The organism is Streptomyces sp. NBC_00525, from assembly GCF_036346595.1.
In the GTDB taxonomy this organism is placed as follows: domain Bacteria; phylum Actinomycetota; class Actinomycetes; order Streptomycetales; family Streptomycetaceae; genus Streptomyces.
On record NZ_CP107834.1, the window covers coordinates 5571269 to 5591907 of the forward strand.

Here is a 20639-nt window from a genome sequence, read left to right on the forward strand (position 1 = left end):
TCCGGTCGAGTCGGGCGCTGGACCGCAGTGGCGTGGGTGGTGGATGCCTCGTGGTCGGTTCCGGCAATCCGGAGGCGGGATCGCTGGTTTCGGCGTACCGGTCCGTGGTGCCGGCCGGGGCACGGAGGCGCATCGTCCGCAAGGTGCCGGCCCCGCTGCGCTCCGCGGTCAAGTCGTCCTTCGGGTCCGTCGACGCCATCCGGTCCGCGACCGTCGTATGGGCGATGGGCGGCCGCCGCAACGCCCCCCGGCACAGCGTCGCCGCCACCCGCCGCGTCGTACGCGTCAAGGGCCGGCACATGCACGCCCTCGTCGTCGACGGCGCCACGGCCTGGGCCGCCCGGGCCCGCAACCTCCACATCCTCATCGCCGCGCTGGAAGCCGGCGGGATCGACTACTTCTGCATCCGGGGCGCCACCAAGGACCTGCCCACCGTCGCGGTCCCCGCCGACCAGCGCGAAGCGGCCGAGGAAATGTTCCAGATCGCCTTCGACCAGACCCCCGGCTACGTCGGCGCCGCCACCGCGCCGGAGTCCGGCATGCGCCCCGGCGACAACGCCAAGTCCTGGCGCCAGCTCCGCAAGCACGACGCCCTCCGGCTCGCCTGGTACGTCACCGACCCCACCCAGGAACTTGCCTTCGGTGCCGACCAGGGCTGCGACGTGGAGTTCTGGAAGGAGCGCGACGGACTCCTCGAAGCACCCCGCCCCAACCGGGTGGTGGCCGAGGTACCGGTCGACGCCCCCCGCTACACCGTCCCGCAGGCCCTGTTCGCCCTCATCCCCGGCGCCTACACCACCGGCAGCGCCCGCACGGTAGCCGAGTTCACCCAGCCCCTGGCCGAGGACCACCTCTTCCCCATCGACGTCGTCTACACCTGGGTCGACGACTCCGACCCCCAGTGGCGCGCCGAACGCGAAGCCGTCCGCTCGGGCCGCACCGGCGGCGGCCCCACCCGTACGCTGCACGCCCAGGCCGCCAACGACTCCCGCTTCACCAGCCGCGACGAGCTGCGCTACTCCCTGCGCTCCCTGCACCAGTACGCGCCCTGGGTCCGCACCATCTACCTGGTCACCGCCGGCCAGGTGCCCAGCTGGCTGGACACCGAGGCACCCGGCATCAAGGTCGTCGACCACCGCGAGATCTTCTCCGACCCGACCGCCCTGCCCACGTTCAACTCGCACGCCATCGAGAGCCAGCTCCACCACATCGAGGGCCTGTCCGAGCACTTCCTCTACCTCAACGACGACGTCTTCCTCGGCCGCCCGGTCGGCGCCGACCGCTTCTTCCACACCAACGGCCTGACCAAGTTCTTCCAGTCCAAGGCGCTCATCCCCAGCGGCCCCGTGGTCACCGAGGACCTGCCGGTGAACGCCGCGGGCAAGAACAGCCGGGCCCTGATCGAGCGGTCCTTCGGCACCCGCATCGCGCAGAAGATGAAGCACACCCCGCACGCCCTGCGGCGCAGCATCCTCGCCGACATCGAACTGGTCTACAGCGCGGAGCACCACCGCACCCAGCACTCCCGCTTCCGGTCGCCCGAGGACGTCCCCATCGCCTCCTCGCTGCACCACTACTACGGCTTCCACACCGGGCGCACGACCACCGGCAACCTGCGCTACCAGTACATCGACCTCGCCGCCGACCAGGCCCGGCGCCGCCTGGACAACCTCTTGGCCCACCGGCACTTCGACACGTTCTGCCTGAACGACACCGTCGAACACCCCGACCCCGAGGCCCAGGAACGCATGGTCAGGAACTTCCTCGACGCGTACTTCCCCGTCCCCAGCCGGTTCGAGCGCGCGGACTGGGACGGCCGGCGCGCCGTGCACCGTCCGGAACGGCCGGAGAAGGCCGAGCTCAGACAGTGAGCGGCCCGGTCCGCCCGTCGCAGCGCCCATGTCCGGTACGAAACGAAAGTGAACCGCGTGTTTGACACCTCCAGTCGAGAGACGGCTGGCGAGACCCCCACGGGCCCCGGCCGCCGCCCGGAGCCCGCGCCCGCGCAGCTGCGCAGGGGCCGTACGGAGCGACGGGTCGTCGTCGACATGCACAAGCGTGTCGCGCTGGTGCACGACCGCCTCACGCCCCTCGCCGCGCGCGAGATGAACAACCTGGAAGTCCGCCGCGCCCTGGAGGCCGCCGGGATCGACTGGTTCGCCGTACCCGCTCTCGACGACACCGCGTCGGCGATCGGCGTGGACGCGCGCCGCCGCCCGCAGGCCCTGGCCGCGCTGCGCGCCCGGCTGTCCGGGAGCAAGGGCTACCTGGCCCGCCCGAAGACCGGCATGGCCCCCGGCGACGGCGCCTGGGACGGCGCGTCCCCCAAGACGTGGGAACGGGCGGCCGGCCTCTCCGTCGTCCGCGTCTTCTGGTTCCGCACCACCGAGGAAGGCCGCCTCACCCACGGCGCCGACACGGGCTGCGACGTCGAGTTCTGGGAGCCCGAGGAGAGCGTCCCCGGCCAGGGGATCGACCGCCTCGCCGCCCCCCGCCGCAACCGCGCCAGCGAGCACGTCTCCCTCACGCAGTCCGAGCTGGTCGTGCCCGGGGAGCACATGACCAAGCTGGTGGGCCGGGCCCACGGCTCCGAGGTGCCGCAGCTGCGCCCCACCCGGACCCGCCCCGAACTGGACATCCCCTTCCCCGACGAGCACCCCTTCCCCATCGACGTCGTCTACACCTGGGTGGACGGCGACGACCCGGCCTGGCAGCGGCGCCGCGCCGAGAGCCGCGGCGAGGTCTTCCACGCCGAGGCGGCGAGCCTCGCCCGCTACGTCTCCCGCGACGAGCTGAAGTACAGCCTCCGCTCGGTCCGCATGTTCATGCCGTGGGTGCGCAACATCTACATCGTCACCGACCAGCAGACCCCGCACTGGTGGGCCCCCGGCGACGGCCGGGCCCGCGTGGTGGACCACCGGGAGATCTTCGACGACCCGTCCCACCTGCCCACCTTCAACAGCCACGCGATCGAGTCCCGGCTGCACCACATCCCCGGACTCTCCCGCCACTTCGTCTACTTCAACGACGACATGTTCATCGGACGGACGCTCACACCCTCCGCGTTCTTCCACCCCAACGGCATCGCCAAGTTCTTCCCGTCCCCGGCCCAGGTCCCCTACGGCCCGCCGGAGCCCGAGGAAGTGCCGACCTCGGTCGCCGCCAAGAACAACCGCCGGCTCATCCAGCAGCGGTTCGGCCGCACCCTCGTACAGAAGATGAAGCACGTGCCGTACGCGCTCAACCGGGACATCCTCGCCGCCATCGAACGCGACTTCCCCGAGGAGCACCGGGGCACCTCCGCCAGCCCCGTGCGCAGCATCACCGACCTGTCCATCGCCTCCTCGCTGCACCACTACTACGCCTACTACTCCGGGTGCAGCCTCCCCGGCGACCTGCGGTACGGCTACTTCGCGCTGGACGACCCCGAGCTGGAGCACAAGCTGGAACTGCTGCTCCTGCGCCGGGACCGGGACACCTTCTGCCTGAACGACTCCGCGAGCGACCCCGCCGAGATCGAGCACCAGAGCCACCTGCTCCACCGGTTCCTGGAGGCCTTCTACCCGGTGCCGAGCCCGTACGAGAAGACGGCGGCCTGAGCTGTGAACATCGAGATCCTGGCCCACACCCTGGCCACTGATTCCATCGGCGCGCGGGCGGCCGCCCGGCTCGCCCAGTCCCTCGCCCCCCGCCACCGGGTCACCGTCGTCACCGCACGGGGCGCCGCCGAACCGCACGCCGCCCTCCGCTTCCCGGAGAACGTGACCGTCACCGCCCTGGCCCCCGCGGTCGGCTCCGGTGACCGGGACGACGACGAGACCTCGCAGCTCGTCCTCGCCGGCGACCCCGAGTTCCGGCGCTACAACCGCTCCGACGACAACAGGCTCCGCAAGCACCTGGGCGGGACCACCGCCGACGTGGTGATCGCCCTCAGCTCCGCGCTCGGCGCGGTCCTGGCGCAGTGCTCCGTGCCCCACGCCCGGCGCATCGCCCGCCAGCCCGCACCCGTCGAACGGCTCCCGGAGTCGGTACGCCCCCGCTGGACGGAGCTGTACCGCGAACTCGACGCCGTCGTCCCTCTCACCCGGGGCGACGCGAACGCCCCCGAGTACCAGGCGCTGCGCGGCGCCGGTGTCGAGGTGTGCCAGATCGCCGAACCGGTGCTCCTGGCCGAGGGTCCGGACAAGCCGACCACCGGCGTGGTGATCAGCGCCGGGCGACTGGTCTCGCACCGCCGCGTCGACCTGGCCCTGCACGCCTTCGCCCGGACCCACGCGACACAGCCCGGCTGGCAGCTGCGGCTGTTCGGCACCGGACCGCTGCGCCGCGAGACCCGCGACCTGGTCACCGCCCTGGGCTTGCACGACCGCGTGCTCGTCTTCAACCGCGAAGCCGCGGAGGAGGACTTCTACGACGCCGACATCGCCCTGGTCACCTACGAGCGCATGGACAGCGCCCGCCCGGTCCTCGAAGCGCTCGCCCAGGCCACCCCGGTCGTCGCCACGGACGCGCCCTTCGGCGCTCCCGAGGTGCTCGCCGACGGCCACGCCGGGCTGCTCGTCCCGGTCGGCGACGTCCACGCCACGGCCCACGCGCTGGAGCGCTACATGGCGGACGAACGCCTGCGCTCCGCCCACCGGGACGCGGCCCTGCACATCGCGCGGTCCGCGAGCGCCGACCAGGTCGGCGACGCCTACGAGGAACTGTTCGCCGCCGTCAAGGCCGGCGCACGCGGCCGGTGGGGCCAGCGACGGCGAACCGGCGGCGGTGGCGCCCCCACCGAGGACCGGCCCCGCCCCACCGCCGACTGCCGGCTGCTGCCGGACGGCGCCTGGGAGCTGACCCTGCACGGCGTGTCCGGCGCCCGCGTCCTGCGCGTCAAGGACGAGAGCAAGGGCGGCGGCGAGGTCGACTTCGCCATCGGGGGCGGCGGTACCCGGGCACAGATCGACGCCCGCGCCCTGTCCGGGCTGCGCGAGGGCCGCGCCGACTTCTACGCGGTCGACGGCAAGGGCAAGGAGCGCCGGCTGCGCTACGGGCGGTGCACGCTCGGCGGCGCCCGCGACGTCGGCCATCTGAGCGACCTGGACCACTTCCACTGGGCCCTGCCGTATGCGACCGAGGGCGGCTATCTGCGCCTGCGCGTCTGGTCCCGGCAGAGCCACGCCGAACTGGTCACCGTCGACTACACCGACACCAGCCTCTGGCTCACCGGCTGGCTCCAGGGCCAGTGGCAGCCCGGCGGCGAGTGGCTGCTGCTGCTCCGCCGCCGCCAGGAGCCCACCCGCACCCTCGCGGTCGGCCGGGCACGCTTCGAGGACGGCTGGTTCGGCGCGGAGCTGAGCATGGACGAGACCATGAGGGCCCGGCTGTTCACGCGGGAGAACTGGGACGTGCTGCTCACCGACGGCAGCGGCAGCGAGCCGGTCAGGGTGGCCCGCATCGCCGACGACCAGGTGATGCGGCGCGATGTGCAGCGCTTCCCCGAGCTGGTGCGCGAGGAGCCGGCGCATCTGTTCGGACCCGACGTGGGCCGGGCCGTCGTCGGACTGCGCCCCTACTTCACCGCCGACAACGAACTCTCTGTCGTGGTGACCGAGCACCACTGACAGCGGCCTCCAACGGCCCTCGAGAACCCCAGAGGACACTTGTGCGGATCTCCTTCCTGCTCCACAGCATCGACAACTTCGGCGGGGTGCCGCGGGCGACCAGCAGTCTGGCCTCCGCGCTGGCGGCCCAGCACGACGTGGAGATCGTCTCGATCTTCCGGACGGCGGACCGGCCGTCCTTCGCCCCGTCGGCCGCGGTCACGGTCCGCCACCTCGTGGACCAGCGCGGCGGTGCCCAGAAGGCCGGGAAGCCGTCCCGGATCATGCCGCGCGAGGACGGCTGGGCGGACCGCTACACGCAGGAGACCGACGAGCTGATCCTCGGCCACCTCGCGAGCACGAGTGCCGACGTCGTGATCGTCGCCCGGCCGGGGCTCGCCGCGTACCTCATCGCCCACGGGCGGCACGGCTACGGCCGCGTGGTCATCGACCACGAGAGCTCGATGGTGCCCTCCCAGGCGCTGCGCGACCGCACCCTGGAGCTGTACCGGGAGATGGACGGAGTCGTCTGCCTCACCCAGGCAGACCTGGAGAGCTACCGGCGCCTGCTCGGCGACACGGCGCCCCCGTTCGCGGCCATCGGCAACATCGTGCCGCCGCCGGCCCGCCACGCCCCGGTCCGCGGACTGCCGCTGATCGCCGCAGCCGGACGGCTCGTGCCGCTCAAGGGCTTCGACACGCTGATCAACGCGTTCTCGATGGTCGCCCCGCACCACCCGCAGTGGCGGCTGCGCATCTACGGCCGCGGCCCCGAGCAGGCCCGGCTGCAGGACCTCGTGCACGCCCACGGCCTCAGCGACTCGGTCCGGCTGATGGGCGCGCTGCCCGACCTCACCGCGGAGTGGGACAAGGCCGCGTTCGCGGTGAGCGCGGCCCGCCGCGAGTCCTTCGGGCTCACCCTGGTGGAGGCCATGCATCACGGACTGCCGGTGCTCGCCGCCGACGCCCCCTTCGGCCCCGGCGAGATCGTCGTGCCGGGCCGCAACGGCATCCTGGTCCCGGTCGGGGACGAGGAGTCCATGGCCCAGGCGATGCGCTATCTGATCGAACAGCCGGCCGTGCGGGAGCAGCTGTCCGAGGGCGCCTACGCCTCGGCCCCGCTCTACAGCGCCGAGCAGATCGCCTTCCGCTACGACACGTTCCTGCGCGACGTGGTGGCCGCCGTGCCGAGGGCGCAGGCCGCCCCGGCCCCGGCCGCCGGCCCGTCCGGCGTACCGGCGGAGGTCCTGGTACGCGGCGACGGCGCCATCGAGGTCCGCGCCGTACTGCCGCCCGGCGCCGAGCCCCCGGTACTGCGCGTCACTCTGAGAAGGGCCGAGGCGCCGCTCGTCAGGCTGGCCGCTCTCGGGACGTCGGTGGACGAGGCGACCGGTGTGGTGCGCGCCGTGTACGCGGTCCCCGCCGAGCCGCCGGTCCTCGCCGAGGGCCGCTACGACATCGACGTGGAGCTGCCGGACGGGCAGCGCCGGCCCTTCGACGTGGAGAACGTCCACACCGGTGGCCTCCTCGTCCGCCGCATTCCGGCCGAGGGTCCCGCGTACTGGCCCATGCCCTACCGCACGGCGGACGGCCATCTGTCCGTCTTCGTACGCCACCGCGTGGAGCACGCCGAGGTGCACGCCGTGGTGGTCGGCCAGGACGGCTGGCTCGTGCGGGGCAGCCTGATCACCCCGCCGGGCACCGATCTCTCCGCGCTGCGGCTCGCCGCCTCGCCCCGCAAGGGCAGCGCCGCCTCCACCATCGCGGGCCAGGTCTCCATGGGGTACGACGGGGCCTTCGAGGCGCACCTGCCGTTCGCCGGAGTGGTCGCCGCCTCGTCCGGCGGCCACGACGACTGGGACCTGTGGCTGGAGCGCGAACCCGGCCTGCCGCGCATCCGCCTCGCCCGCTTCTTCGACGACATCCTGGAACGCAAGCGGATCGACGTCTATCCCACCCAGCGCTGGCACCACCCCACCCAGGGCCCGACCCGCGGCCGGGTCTTCTTCACCCCGGGCAACGAACTCTCCTTCACCGTCAGCCCCGACAAGGGCTGATTTCCCGTCACATCGTCACACCGTCACATCAGCCGTTCGCTGTGGAGTAAACGTTTATGCACAGGCACCACCGCCAGACCCGCAAGGCCGTCATCCCGGCTGCGGGTCTCGGCACCCGATTCCTCCCCGCGACCAAGGCGACTCCCAAGGAGATGCTTCCGGTCGTGGACCGGCCCGCCATCGAGTACGTCGTGGCGGAGGCCGTACGGAGCGGGCTCGACGACGTGCTGATGGTGACCGGCCGCAACAAGCGGGCCCTGGAGGACCACTTCGACCGGGCCTACGAGCTGGAACACCTGCTGGAGCTGAAGGGCGACCTCGGCAAGCTGGCCCACGTCCGCGAGTCGAGCGAGCTGGCCGACGTCCACTACGTACGGCAGGGCAACCCGCTCGGTCTCGGCCACGCCGTCCTGTGCGCCGAACCGCACGTCGGCGACTCCCCGTTCGCGGTGCTGCTCGGCGACGACCTCATCGACGAGCGGGACCCGCTGCTGGTTCGGATGCTGGAGGTCCAGGAGCAGCGCGGCGGCAGCGTCGTGGCGCTCATGGAGGTCGAGCCCGACCGCACCCACCTCTACGGATGCGCGGCCGTGGCCCCGCTGGACGACGAGGCGGGAGACGTCCTGGCCGTCACGGACCTCGTGGAGAAGCCCGAACCCGGCACCGCGCCCAGCAACCTCGCCGTGATCGGGCGCTACGTCCTGGCCCCGGAGATCTTCGAGGTCCTGCGCAAGACCCCACCTGGCCGGGGCGGCGAGATCCAGCTGACCGACGCGCTGCGCCGGCTGGCCCTCGACCCGTCGCTCGGCGGCCCCGTGCACGCCGTCGTCTTCTCCGGCCGCCGCTACGACACCGGGGACCGGGGCGACTATCTGCGCACCGTCGTCCGGCTGGCCAGCGAGCGCGCGGACCTCGGCCCGGAATTCCGTTCCTGGCTGCGCGAGTTCGTCAAGGAAGAGGGCATCCTCTGACAACCGGCCCCCGGCAGCTGACGACCAGAGCCGGCGCCGGGGGCGGAACGGACGAGGGCCGTACGGGAAACCCCGTACGGCCCTCGCCGTGTCCGGCCGGCAGACGTTACGCCGGGACGCTCGCCACGCCCCGCGCCAGGAACTTCTTCCCGTTCACCCGCTCCGACACGCCCTCGCGGTCCAGGTACGGCGTGATGCCGCCCAGGTGGAAGGGCCAGCCCGCGCCGGTGATCAGGCAGAGGTCGATGTCCTGGGCCTCGGCGACGACGCCCTCGTCCAGCATCAGGCCGATCTCCTGGGCCACCGCGTCCAGGACGCGGTCGCGGACCTGCTCCTCGGTCAGGACGGTGTCGCCCTGCTTGAGGAGGGCGGCGACCTCCGGGTCCAGCTCCGGCTTGCCGGACTCGTAGACGTAGAAGCCGCGCTTGCCCGCCTTGACGACGGCCGCCAGGTTCTCGGAGACGGTGAAGCGCTCCGGGAAGGCGCGGTTCAGGGTCTCGGAGACGTGCAGGCCGATCGCCGGGCCGACCAGCTCCAGGAGCACCAGCGGGGACATCGGCAGGCCGAGCGGCTCGATGGCCTTCTCCGCGACCTCGACCGGGGTGCCCTCGTCGATGACGTTCTGGATCTCGCCCATGAAGCGGGTGAGGATGCGGTTGACGACGAACGCCGGGGCGTCCTTCACCAGCACCGCGGTCTTCTTCAGCTTGCGGGCCACCCCGAAGGCCGTGGCCAGCGAGGCGTCGTCCGTCTTCTCGCCGCGCACGATCTCCAGCAGCGGGAGGATCGCGACCGGGTTGAAGAAGTGGAAGCCGACGACCCGCTCCGGGTGCTGGAGCTTCGACGCCATCTCGGTGACCGAGAGGGAGGAGGTGTTGGTGGCGAGGATCGCGTGCGCCGGGGCGACCGCCTCGACCTCCGCGAACACCTGCTGCTTGACGCCGATCTCCTCGAAGACGGCCTCGATGATGAAGTCGGCGTCGGAGAAGCCCTCCGCCTTGTCCAGCACACCGGTGACCAGGGCCTTGAGGCGGTTGGCCTTGTCCTGGTTGACGCGGCCCTTGGCGAGCAGCTTCTCGATCTCGGCGTGGACGTAGCCCACACCCTTGTCCACGCGCTCCTGGTCGATGTCGGTCAGCACGACCGGCACCTCCAGGCGGCGCAGGAACAGCAGGGCGAGCTGGCTGGCCATCAGGCCCGCGCCCACCACGCCGACCTTGGTGACCGGGCGCGCCAGGTTCTTGTCCGGGGCACCGGCCGGGCGCTTGGCGCGCTTCTGGACCAGGTTGAACGAGTAGATGCCGGAGCGCAGCTCGCCGCCCATGATCAGGTCCGCCAGGGCCTGGTCCTCGCGGTCGAAGCCGGCGGACAGGTCGCCGTCCTTGGCCGCGGCGATGATCTCCAGCGCGCGGTACGCGGCCGGGGCGGCGCCGTGCACCTTGGAGTCGGCGATGGCACGGCCGCGGGCGACGGCCTGGTCCCAGGCCTCACCGCGGTCCACGTCGGGGCGCTCCACCGTGACCGTGCCGTTGAGCACGTCGGCGGTCCACACGAGCGAGCGCTCCAGGAAGTCCGCGCCCTCGAAGATCGCGTCGGCGATGCCGAGCTCGAAGACCTGCTTGCCCTTGAGCTGGCGGTTCTGGTTCAGCGAGTTCTCGATGATCACCGAGACCGCGCGGTCGGCGCCGATCAGGTTCGGCAGCAGCGCGCAGCCGCCCCAGCCGGGCACCAGGCCGAGGAAGACCTCGGGCAGCGAGAACGCGGGCAGCGCCTTGGAGACGGTGCGGTACGTGCAGTGCAGCCCGACCTCGACGCCGCCGCCCATCGCCGCGCCGTTGTAGTACGCGAAGGTGGGCACCGCGAGGCCGGAGAGCCGGCGGAAGACGTCGTGGCCGCCCTTGCCGATGGCCAGCGCGTCCTTGTGCTCCTTGAGCAGCTCGACGCCCTTGAGGTCGGCGCCGACCGCGAAGATGAACGGCTTGCCGGTGATGCCGACGCCGGTGATCGCGCCCTCGGCGGCCTCCTTCTCGACCTGGTCGACGGCGGCGTCCAGGTTCGCCAGCGACTGCGGTCCGAAGGTGGTCGGCTTGGTGTGGTCCAGGCCGTTGTCCAGCGTGATGAGGGCGAAGCGCCCCGCACCGGCCGGCAGGTCCAGGTGGCGTACGTGCGCCCGGGTGACGACCTCGTCCGGGAACAGCGCGGCCGCGCCCTTCAGAAGCTCGGTGGTGGTGCTCACTTGTCGCCTCCGGCGTTCTCGAAGTGCGGGTTCTCCCAGACGACCGTCGCGCCCATGCCGAAGCCGACGCACATGGTCGTCAGGCCGTAACGGACCTCGGGGTGCTCCTCGAACTGGCGGGCCAGCTGGGTCATCAGCCGGACCCCGGAGGAGGCCAGCGGGTGGCCGTAGGCGATGGCGCCGCCGTACTCGTTGACGCGGGCGTCGTCGTCGGCGATGCCGTAGTGCTCCAGGAAGGCCAGCACCTGTACGGCGAACGCCTCGTTGATCTCGAAGAGGCCGATGTCCGAGATGGACAGGCCGGCCTTGGCGAGGGCCTTCTCGGTGGCCGGGATCGGCCCGTAGCCCATGACCTCCGGCTCCACGCCCGCGAAGGCGTAGGAGACCAGGCGCATCTTCACCGGCAGGCCCAGCTCGCGCGCGACGTCCTCGGCGGCGAGCAGCGAGGCGGTGGCGCCGTCGTTGAGCCCGGCGGCGTTACCGGCCGTGACGCGGCCGTGGGCGCGGAAGGGGGTCTTCAGGCCGGCCAGGGACTCCATGGTGGTGCCCGGACGCATCGGCTCGTCGGCGGTGACCAGGCCCCAGCCCGTCTCCCCGCCCTCCGGGCTGGTGCGGCGCACCGAGATCGGCACCAGGTCCTGCTGGATCTTGCCGTTGGCGTACGCCTTGGCGGCCTTCTCCTGCGAACGCACCGCGTAGGCGTCGGCGCGCTCCTTGGTGATCGTGGGGTAGCGGTCGTGCAGGTTCTCCGCGGTCATGCCCATGAACAGGGCGGACTCGTCGACCAGCTTCTCCGACACGAACCGCGGGTTCGGGTCCACGCCCTCGCCCATCGGGTGGCGGCCCATGTGCTCGACACCGCCGGCGACGACGACGTCGTACGCGCCGAAGGCGATGGAGCCGGCCGTCGAGGTGACGGCGGTCAGGGCGCCCGCGCACATGCGGTCGATGGAGTAGCCCGGTACGGACTGCGGCAGCCCGGCCAGAATGCCCGCGGTACGGCCGAGCGTGAGGCCCTGGTCGCCGATCTGCGTGGTCGCGGCGATGGCGACCTCGTCGATCTTCTTGGGGTCCAGGTCCGGGTTGCGGCGCAGCAGCTCCCGGATGGCCTTCACGACGAGATCGTCGGCGCGGGTCTCGTGGTAGATGCCCTTCGGGCCCGCCTTGCCGAACGGGGTGCGGACGCCGTCGACGAAGACGACGTCCCGGATGGTACGAGGCACGATGGCTCTCCTCCAGGGTGCGGGATGGCACTGCTGCGGGGCGCGCCCAGAAGGCACGCCGCTCCGCTCATGCTACTTGCGAGTAACCGGGCTGCCCACCCCCTGTGGCCGGAGCGGCGAAGGTCACATGCGGAAACTGCCCGGCCCCGGCCGCCCCGCACACGGCGAATGGCCCGGACGGACTCGAAAACGAGTCCGTCCGGGCCATTCGGGCGCCGCGCGCGCCGCGCGGAACCTGGCGTGAATACGCCCCTCCGTCGCGCCGCTCCGGCCGGTTACGCGGGTCCGGTGAGCGTCCGGAGCAGCAGCGGGGCCACCTGCTCGATCTGCCAGTGGCGGGCGCCGTAGCCCGCGAGCGCCGACTCCACCGTCTCCGGCGTCGGGTTCTTCGGCGGCTCCCAGCACACCCGGCGCACGGTGTCCGGCGTGATCAGGTTCTCCTGCGGCATGTGCAGCCGCTCCGCCAGCGCGGAGACCGCGGCGCGGGCGGCGGCGAGCCGGGCGGCGGCCGCTGGGTCCTTGTCGGCCCAGGCGCGCGGCGGGGGCGGTCCGGCGACGGCCTGGCCGGGCTGCGGCAGCTCCGTGTCGGGCAGCGCCTTGGCCCGGTCCACGGCGCCCTGCCACTGCTCCAGCTGGCGGCGCCCCATGCGCGGGCCGAAGCCGGGCAGGGCGGTCAGCGCGTGGACGTTGGGCGGCAGCGCGAGCGCGGCCTCGATGATCGCGGCGTCCCCGAGCACCTTGCCGGGCGAGATGTCGCGGCGCCGGGCGATCCGGTCGCGGGTGTTCCACAGCTCCCGGACCACCGCCATCTGCCGGCGGCGGCGGACCTTGTGCATCCCGGAGGTGCGGCGCCAGGGGTCCTGGCGCGGGGGAGCGGGCGGCGCCGAGGCGATGGCGTCGAACTCCTCGCGGGCCCAGCCGAGCTTGCCCTGCCGGTCGAGCTCGTCCTCCAGGGCGTTGCGCAGGTCGATGAGGAGCTCGACGTCGAGCGCGGCGTAGCGCAGCCAGGGCTCGGGCAGCGGGCGGGTGGACCAGTCGACGGCGGAGTGGCCCTTCTCCAGGGAGTAGCCGAGGACGTTCTCGACCATGGCGCCGAGGCCGACCCGCGGGAACCCGGCCAGCCGTCCGGCCAGCTCGGTGTCGAAGAGCCCGGTCGGCGTCATCCCTATCTCGCGCAGGCACGGCAGGTCTTGCGTCGCCGCGTGCAGAATCCACTCGGTGCCGCGCAGGACCTCGCCGAGGCCGGACAGGTCGGGGCAGCCCACCGGGTCCACGAGCGCGCTGCCCGCGCCGTCGCGGCGCAGCTGTACGAGGTAGGCGCGCTGGCCGTAGCGGTAGCCGGAGGCCCGTTCGGCGTCCACGGCCACCGGGCCCGAGCCCGCGGCGAAGGCGGCGATCACTCCGGCCAGGTCGTCGTCGGACGCCACCACCGGTGGAATGCCCTCGCGTGGTTCGAGCAAGGGGATCGGCGCCGGGGCGACGTCGTCCGGGGGAGCGCCCCCGGTGGTTCGCAGTGATGTGTCTGCTGCGGTCTCTTGGGCGTCGGTCACGTGTCAAGGGTATCTGTGCGTGCGCGGCGCCCGCCGACGGAACGTTCCGTCGGCAGGCGCCGATGCGCGTAATCCAGCCGGTCGCGCGAACGGCGCACCGGTGGGATGCGGTGAAGCGGGGTGCGGTGAAGCGTGAGGGGTCGGTGGAGCGTGGATTCAGTGGATGATGCCCGTCCGCAGGGCCACGGCGACCATTCCGGCGCGGTCTCCGGTGCCGAGCTTGCGGGCGATGCGGGCGAGGTGGCTCTTGACGGTCAGGGCGGACAGGCCCATCGAGACGCCGATGGCCTTGTTGGACTGGCCCTCGGCGACGAGCCGGAGCACCTCCACCTCGCGGCCGGAGAGCTCGCGGTAGCCGCCCGGATGGCTCGGGGAGCCGGGGGGCCGGCGGTGCATTCGGGCGGCGGTGGCGCCGATGGGGACGACGCCGGGACGGGCCGGGTGGCCGATGTTGGTACGGGTGCCGGTGACGACGTAGCCCTTGACGCCGCCCGCGAGGGCGTTGCGCACGGCGCCGATGTCGTCGGCTGCGGACAGGGCCAGACCGTTGGGCCAGCCGGCGGCTCGGGTTTCGGACAGCAGGGTCAGCCCGGAACCGTCGGGCAGATGGACGTCGGCTACGCAGATGTCGCGCGGGTTGCCGACGCGGGGACGGGCCTCCGCGATGGACGACGCCTCGATGACGTCACGAACTCCGAGGGCCCACAGATGGCGGGTCACGGTGGAACGGACGCGCGGGTCGGCCACGACGACCATGGCCGTCGGCTTGTTCGGGCGGTAGGCGACCAGGCTTGCGGGCTGCTCGAGGAGAACGGACACCAGGCCTCCTGGGGAGTGGCGGGACGGGCCGGCTCGGGGATGAAGCCGGGGCGAACCGTGCTTGAAGGGTCATTGACTCCTTCGGCAGTACCCGCCTGCTCCTTTAGGGGAAGATCACGAATTCATGCGTAACAATTCGGGCAAATCGGATGAGCGATCGATTGTGCGAATGTCTAGCCGGTGGCCGAAAGTGAGCGCGCCGGGGCCGCGGATGCCGTGGCACCCGCGGCGCAAGGCTCGGAAACCGAGGAGTTACGGGACCTGGGGTACGGGCCCTGGGTCACGGGCCCTGGGGGCCGCGCCGCTGGGGCAGCGTCACCACCGCCGCGTCCAGCGGACCGGACGGCGGCAGCCCCGCGATCTGGCACAGCAGATCGCCCCAGGCGACCAGATGCGCCGCCGCGTCCGGCACCCCGCCGCGCCCCTCGCGCGGCGTCCAGGACGCCCGGATCTCGATCTGCGTCGCCGGCCGCCGGGTCTCCAGCGCGCCGAAGTAGTGCGAGCCCGCCATGGTCACCGTGCCGCCGGCCTCGCCGTAGAACAGGCCGCGCGCCTCCAGCGCCCCGGTCAGCCAGGACCAGCACACCTCCGGCAGCAGCGGATCGGCGGCCATCTCCGGCTCCAGCTCGGCGCGCACCAGCGTCACCAGCCGGAAGGTCCCCTGCCAGGCCTCGTGCCCGGCCGGGTCGTGGAGCAGGACCAGCCGGCCGTCCGCGAGGTCGTCCTCGCCGTCGACGACCGCGGCCTCCAGCGCGTACGCGTGCGGCGCGAGCCGCTTCGGCGGGCGGGTCGGCTCCACCTCCAGCTCGGGACGCAGCCGCGCCGCGCGCAGCGCGTCCACCGCCGAACGGAACGCGGACGGAACGGCGGCACCCTCCGCGCCGTCCGTGCCGTCAGCGCCATCGGATTGACCGGAGATGTGTCCCTGAGCCGCAGCCATGCGGGGAAGAGTAGGCGGAATGCGCGCTCGGCGTGCGCAAGGACACCCGTGCGGGGGCGGGCTCGTTGTGCGCACGTGCGAAGATTCCTACCGTGAGTGCCAACGACCGCCCCTCCGGGCCGCTGACCCAGACTTCCGCCACCTACGACTCCGCGTTCCTCAAGGCCTGCCGCCGCGAGCCGGTGCCGCACACGCCGGTCTGGTTCATGCGTCAGGCGGGACGCTCGCTGCCCGAGTACCTCAAGGTGCGCGAGGGCATCCCGATGCTCGACTCCTGCATGATGCCGGAGCTGGTCGCCGAGATCACGATGCAGCCCGTCCGCCGCCACGGGGTGGACGCCGCGATCTACTTCAGCGACATCGTCGTGCCCCTCAAGGCCATCGGCATCGACCTCGACATCAAGCCCGGCGTCGGCCCCGTCGTCGCCGAGCCGTTCCGCACCCGCGCCGACCTGGCCCGGCTGCGCGACCTCACGCCCGAGGACGTCCCGTACGTCACCGAGGCCATCGGGCTGCTCACGGCCGAGCTGGGGGCCACCCCGCTCATCGGCTTCGCGGGCGCGCCGTTCACACTCGCGAGCTACCTCGTGGAGGGCGGCCCGTCCCGCAACCACGAGCACACCAAGGCCATGATGTACGGCGACCCGCAGCTGTGGGCCGACCTGCTCGACCGCCTCGCCGAGATCACCGGCGCCTTCCTCACCGTCCAGATCGAGGCCGGCGCCTCCGCCGTCCAGCTCTTCGACTCCTGGGTCGGCGCCCTCGCCCCCGCCGACTACCGGCGCTCGGTGCTGCCCGCCTCCGCGAAGGTGTTCGACACCGTCGCCCCGTACGGGGTGCCCCGCATCCACTTCGGCGTCGGCACCGGCGAACTCCTCGGCCTGATGGGCGAGGCCGGCGCGGACGTCGTCGGCGTGGACTGGCGCGTCCCGCTGGACGAGGCGGCGCGCCGCGTCGGCCCCGGCAAGGCGCTCCAGGGCAACCTCGACCCGGCGGTGCTGTTCGCGCCGACCCCCGCGGTGGAGGCCAAGGCGCAGGAGGTGCTGGACGCGGCGGCCGGCCTGGAGGGGCACATCTTCAACCTGGGCCACGGCGTGATGCCGACCATGGACCCCGACGCGCTGTCCCGCCTCGTCGAGTACGTCCACACCCGCACCGCCCGCTGAACCACCGCACGTCCCGCACCACCCGGAGGCGGGCCCCGCTCAGGCGGAGCCCGCCTTCCGCAGCACCGAGACGGTCCTGCGGGCGGCCACCAGGACGGGGTCCCAGACCGGCGAGAACGGCGGCGCGTAGCCCAGGTCCAGGGCGGTCATCCGCTCCACCGTCATCCCGGCCGTGAGCGCCACCGCCGCCACGTCCACCCGCTTGGCCGCGCCCTCGCGGCCCACGATCTGCACCCCGAGCAGCCGGCCCGTCCGGTACTCCGCGAGCATCTTCACCGTCATCGGCCGCGCGTTCGGGTAGTAGCCCGCCCGGCTCGTGGACTCGATCGTCGCCGTCACATACCGGAGCCCCACCGCCCGCGCGTCCTTCTCGCGCAGCCCGGTCCGGGCGATCTCCAGGTCGCACACCTTGCTCACCGCCGTACCCACCACACCGGGGAACGTGCCGTAGCCGCCGCCCACGTTGGAGCCGATGACCTGGCCGTGCTTGTTGGCGTGGGTGCCGAGCGCGATGTGCCGGGTGTGGCCCGCCACCAGGTCCAGCACCTCCACGCAGTCGCCGCCCGCCCAGATGTCCTCGTGGCCGGTGACCCGCATCGACAGATCGGTGAGCAGCCCGCCGTGCGGCCCCAGCGGCAGCCCGGCCGCCCGCGCGAGCTCCGTCTCCGGCCGCACCCCGATGCCGAGCACCACCACGTCCGCCGGATAGTCCGCGGCGTCCGTGACCACCGCGGCGACCCGGCCGTCCGGACCGGTCCTGACCCCGGTCACCTCGGCGCCGTTCACCGTGGTGATCCCGAGCCCGTCCATGGCCTCGTGGACCAGGCGTCCCATGTCCGGGTCGAGCGTCGCCATCGGCTGCTCGCCCCGGTTGAGGACCGTGACCTCGAAGCCGCGCTTCAGCATCGCCTCGGCCATCTCGACCCCGATGTAGCCCGCCCCGACGACGACCGCCCGCCGGCCTTCCGTCCGGTCCAGGGTGTCCAGCAGCGCCTGCCCGTCGTCCAGGGTCTGCACCCCGTGCACCCCCGGCGCGTCCATGCCGGGCAGCGCCGGACGCACCGGCCGGGCCCCGGTGGCGATCACCAGCTTGTCGTAGCCGGTCCAGTACGCCTCGCCGGACTCCCGGTCCAGGGCGCGCACCCGCCGGCCCGCCACATCGATCTCGGTGACCTCGGTGCGGGTGCGCAGATCGATGTCACGGGCCCGGTGCTCCTCGGGCGTACGGGCGATCAGCTCCTCCCGGTCCGCCACGTCGCCGCTGACCCAGTACGGGATGCCGCAGGCGGAGTACGAGGTGAAGTGGCCCCGCTCGAAGGCGGTGATGCTCAGCTCGTCCGGCCCCCTGAGCCGCCGGGCCCGGGACGCCGCGGACATCCCCGCCGCGTCCCCGCCGATGACCACCAGTCGTTCCGCCGCCATGCCAGTCCCTCCGAAGCCGTCGATGCGCCCCACGCTACGGCGCACCCCGCCCCGGCGGGCGTACTCAGCCCTCCCCGGCCGGTCCGCGCCGCCGCTCGGCCCGGCGGCGCAGCAGCAGCCGCCACAGCACCGCCAGGACGGCCGCCGCAGCCAGGAACGGCGCCGCCGCGCCCATGGCCATCGCCAGCCAGCGCAGCACCGTCACGAAGGCGTGCCAGCCCCCGGCGACGGCGTCGGAGAAGCCGGGGTCGTCGTCGGCGGCGGTCGCGGCCCCCGGCTCCGGCTCCACCAGGTCCAGCGTGATGGTCGCCAGCGTCGTACGGTCCTTGAGGGACGCCTGCTGGGCGAGCAGCGACTCCAGGGCCGCCTGACGGCTGCTCAGTTCCCCTTCCAGGGTGACCACGTCGGCCAGCTTGTCGGCCCGGTCCATCAGCTCGCGCACCCGCGCCACACTGGCCCGCTGGGTGGCGATCCGGCTGTCGATGTCCACGACCTGGTCGGTGACGTCCTTCGCCGCCGAGGTACGGGAGACCAGCTTCCCCGTACCGGACAGCTCCCGCAGCACCTCGTCGTACGCGTCCTGCGGGACGCGCAGCACGAGATGCGAGGAGTCCCGCGTGCCGTCGATCCGCTCGGTGGTCTCCTTCTCGACGAGCCCGCCCGCGTCCTGCGCCGCCGTACGGGCCCGCGCGGCCGCCTTCGCGGCGTCCTTCACCTCCACGGAGAGGGAGGCGGTGCGGATGACGTGGACGGCGGCCGGCTTCGGGGTCTTCCCCGGCTCCTTCCGCTGCGCCTCGGCCGCCGCCGGGGCCCCGGCCCCGCCGCCCTTCGCGGCCCCGGAGTCCGCCTTCTCCTGCTGTGCCGCCGAGTAGCCCCGGTCGGCGCCGCCGGCCGCGTCGTCACCGGACGCGCCGCAGCCGCTCAGCGCGAGCACGGCCGCCAGCAGCGCGACGGCCGGAACGGTACGCGACGCGCGGACGGCTCGGCGGCGCGCGCCCGGACCGGTGCGGGCGAAGGGTGCTCCCTGCATAACTGTCCCCCCTGGACGGGTGATCGATGTCGGGGATGGGACGTGCGAAGGGCGCCGCAGGACCCGGTGCACCGGTTTCGAACCGGTCACGGTCGGGACTCGGAACCGGTTTGAGAGAGTGGGACCATGCAGTCATCCACGCACTCCGCGGGCCCGGCCCCCCGCCATGTCGTCGTCATCGGCGGCGGGATCGCCGGGCTCGCCGCCGCCCACCGGCTCGTCGGCGCAGGGCTGGGGGTCACCGTCCTGGAGGCGACCGACCGGCTCGGCGGCAAGCTCATGACCGGCGACGTCGCGGGCGTCCGGGTCGACCTGGGCGCCGAGTCGATGCTCGCCCGCCGCCCCGAGGCGGTCGCCCTGGCCCGCGCCGCGGGCCTCGGGGACCGCCTCCAGCCGCCCGCCACCGCCACCGCGGCGCTGTGGACCCGCGACGAGCTGCGCCCCATGCCCACCGGTCATGTGATGGGCGTGCCGGGCGACCCGTCCGTCCTGGGCGACGTCCTGTCGCCCGAGGGCCTGGCCCGTATCGCCGAGGACCGCGAACTGCCCGCATCGGTCATCGGCGACGACGTCGCCGTGGGCGCGTACGTCGCGGACCGGCTGGGCCGCGAGGTGGTGGACCGGCTGGTGGAGCCGCTGCTCGGCGGGGTGTACGCGGGCGACGCCTACCGGATCTCGATGCGCGCCGCCGTACCGCAGCTCTTCGAGGCGGCCCGGCAGGGCGGCCCGCTGCTCGACGGGGTCACCCGGCTCCAGGAGCAGGCCGCCGCGCGGCAGCTGACCGGGCCCGTCTTCCAGGGCATCGAGGGCGGTGTCGGCACCCTGCCGGGCGCCGTCGCCGACGCCGTACGCGCCGGGGGCGGCGAGATCCTCACCGAGACCCCCGTGCTGGGCCTCACCCGTACCGCCACCGGCTGGGACGTCCGCACCGACACGCGGGTCCTCGCCGCCGACGGCGTCGTCATCGCCGTGCCGGCCCGGGCCGCCGCCACCCTGCTCGCCGCCGAGTCCCCGGACGCGTCGGCCGAACTCGCGGGCGTCGAGTACGCGTCGATGGCCCTGATCACCATGGCGTTCCGGCGCTCCGACGTGACCGGGGCGGCCTTCGCCGGGCGCTCCGGCTTCCTGGTGCCGCCGGTCGACGGACACACCATCAAGGCCGCCACCTTCTCCACCCACAAGTGGCGGTGGGTCGCCGACGCGGCCCCCGACCTGTTCGTCCTGCGGACCTCCGTCGGCCGGTACGGCGAGGAGGAGCACCTGAACCGCGAGGACGGCGAACTGGCCGCCCTGGCCCTGCGCGACCTCGCCGCCGCCACCGGGCTCACCGCCCGGCCCGTCGACACCGTGGTCACCCGGTGGACCGGCGGACTGCCGCAGTACCCGGTGGGCCACCTCGGCCGGGTCGCCCGTATCCGCGACGCGGTCGCGAAGCTGCCCGCGCTGCGGGTGTGCGGGGCCGTGTACGACGGGGTCGGCATCCCGGCCTGCGTGGCGAGCGCCCACCGCGCGGCGGACGAGATCGCCGGGGACCTCGGCGGGGACCTCGCCGGGGATCTCGGCGGGGATCTCGGCGGGGAGATCATCGCCACGCCGACCCTGGTTCAGGGCACTCGGAGCGAGGCGGGACAATAGCC

General features: G+C 73.1%; 14 protein-coding genes. 7 read left to right on the top strand and 7 right to left on the bottom strand.

Annotation, left to right across the window (positions count from 1 at the left end; all coding sequences use genetic code 11):
* Window positions 1–50: 50 nt before the first annotated feature.
* From OG710_RS24485 to galU, 5 genes are read left to right on the top strand one after another with little or no spacing between them, the layout of a single operon-like run.
* Window positions 51–1871, top strand: a complete 1821-nt coding sequence (locus OG710_RS24485; protein WP_330241230.1) for a stealth family protein — start codon at window positions 51–53, stop codon at window positions 1869–1871.
* 48 nt (window positions 1872–1919) lie between these two features.
* A complete protein-coding gene (locus OG710_RS24490; protein ID WP_330241231.1) occupies window positions 1920–3599 on the top strand; it encodes a stealth family protein in 1680 nt (559 codons plus the stop codon).
* A 3-nt stretch (window positions 3600–3602) separates the two neighbouring features.
* A complete protein-coding gene (locus tag OG710_RS24495; RefSeq protein ID WP_330241232.1) occupies window positions 3603–5609 on the top strand; it encodes a glycosyltransferase in 2007 nt (668 codons plus the stop codon).
* Window positions 5610–5650: 41 nt separating this feature from the next.
* Window positions 5651–7645, top strand: a complete 1995-nt coding sequence (locus OG710_RS24500; protein WP_330241233.1) for a glycosyltransferase — start codon at window positions 5651–5653, stop codon at window positions 7643–7645.
* A 56-nt stretch (window positions 7646–7701) separates the two neighbouring features.
* The gene (galU, locus tag OG710_RS24505; protein ID WP_330241234.1) at window positions 7702–8616 is read left to right on the top strand and encodes a UTP--glucose-1-phosphate uridylyltransferase GalU; all 915 of its coding nucleotides are present in this window, start codon (window positions 7702–7704) and stop codon (window positions 8614–8616) included.
* Between the two features lie 106 nt (window positions 8617–8722).
* Here galU and OG710_RS24510 read toward each other — a convergent pair whose 3' ends face one another.
* The 5 genes from OG710_RS24510 to OG710_RS24530 form a co-directional block, all read right to left on the bottom strand.
* Window positions 8723–10852 carry a 3-hydroxyacyl-CoA dehydrogenase NAD-binding domain-containing protein gene (locus tag OG710_RS24510; RefSeq protein WP_330241235.1) on the bottom strand — a complete coding sequence of 710 codons (2130 nt, stop codon included), beginning with the start codon at window positions 10850–10852 and terminating at the stop codon, window positions 8723–8725.
* Window positions 10849–12075, bottom strand: a complete 1227-nt coding sequence (locus tag OG710_RS24515) for a thiolase family protein (protein ID WP_111338818.1) — start codon at window positions 12073–12075, stop codon at window positions 10849–10851. The genes OG710_RS24510 and OG710_RS24515 overlap by 4 nt, the downstream gene beginning before the upstream one ends.
* A gap of 275 nt (window positions 12076–12350) precedes the next feature.
* Entirely contained in the window at window positions 12351–13625 is a 1275-nt protein-coding gene (locus tag OG710_RS24520) for an HRDC domain-containing protein (protein ID WP_330241236.1), read from the bottom strand.
* A 156-nt stretch (window positions 13626–13781) separates the two neighbouring features.
* The gene (locus OG710_RS24525) at window positions 13782–14444 is read right to left on the bottom strand and encodes a helix-turn-helix transcriptional regulator (protein WP_239226458.1); all 663 of its coding nucleotides are present in this window, start codon (window positions 14442–14444) and stop codon (window positions 13782–13784) included.
* Window positions 14445–14724: 280 nt separating this feature from the next.
* Window positions 14725–15384: a DUF3000 domain-containing protein gene (locus tag OG710_RS24530; RefSeq protein WP_330241237.1), complete on the bottom strand. Its 660-nt coding sequence runs from the start codon at window positions 15382–15384 to the stop codon at window positions 14725–14727.
* Window positions 15385–15476: 92 nt separating this feature from the next.
* Here OG710_RS24530 and hemE point away from each other — a divergent pair, with 92 nt between their 5' ends.
* A complete protein-coding gene (hemE, locus tag OG710_RS24535) occupies window positions 15477–16550 on the top strand; it encodes a uroporphyrinogen decarboxylase (protein ID WP_330241238.1) in 1074 nt (357 codons plus the stop codon).
* Window positions 16551–16589: 39 nt separating this feature from the next.
* On the opposite strand, the gene OG710_RS24540 is transcribed toward hemE, so the two are convergent.
* On the bottom strand, window positions 16590–17972 hold the full coding sequence (locus OG710_RS24540; protein WP_330241239.1) for an FAD-dependent oxidoreductase: 1383 nt from the start codon (window positions 17970–17972) through the stop codon (window positions 16590–16592).
* Window positions 17973–18036: 64 nt separating this feature from the next.
* Window positions 18037–19002, bottom strand: coding sequence for a DUF4349 domain-containing protein (locus OG710_RS24545; protein ID WP_330241240.1), 966 nt, complete (start codon window positions 19000–19002; stop codon window positions 18037–18039).
* A gap of 126 nt (window positions 19003–19128) precedes the next feature.
* Between OG710_RS24545 and hemG the strand changes: the two genes are divergently transcribed.
* Window positions 19129–20637 carry a protoporphyrinogen oxidase gene (hemG, locus tag OG710_RS24550; RefSeq protein ID WP_330241241.1) on the top strand — a complete coding sequence of 503 codons (1509 nt, stop codon included), beginning with the start codon at window positions 19129–19131 and terminating at the stop codon, window positions 20635–20637.
* Window positions 20638–20639 lie beyond the last annotated feature (2 nt).

What these genes read in the sequence shown, in the direction of transcription:
- galU (WP_330241234.1), top strand. Translation starts at nt 7,702, where the DNA reads ATGCACAGGCACCACCGCCAGACCCGCAAGGCCGTCATCCCGGCTGCG.
- OG710_RS24530 (WP_330241237.1), bottom strand. Translation starts at nt 15,384, where the DNA reads ATGGCTGCGGCTCAGGGACACATCTCCGGTCAATCCGATGGCGCTGAC.
- OG710_RS24540 (WP_330241239.1), bottom strand. Translation starts at nt 17,972, where the DNA reads ATGGCGGCGGAACGACTGGTGGTCATCGGCGGGGACGCGGCGGGGATG.
- OG710_RS24545 (WP_330241240.1), bottom strand. Translation starts at nt 19,002, where the DNA reads ATGCAGGGAGCACCCTTCGCCCGCACCGGTCCGGGCGCGCGCCGCCGA.
- hemG (WP_330241241.1), top strand. Translation starts at nt 19,129, where the DNA reads ATGCAGTCATCCACGCACTCCGCGGGCCCGGCCCCCCGCCATGTCGTC.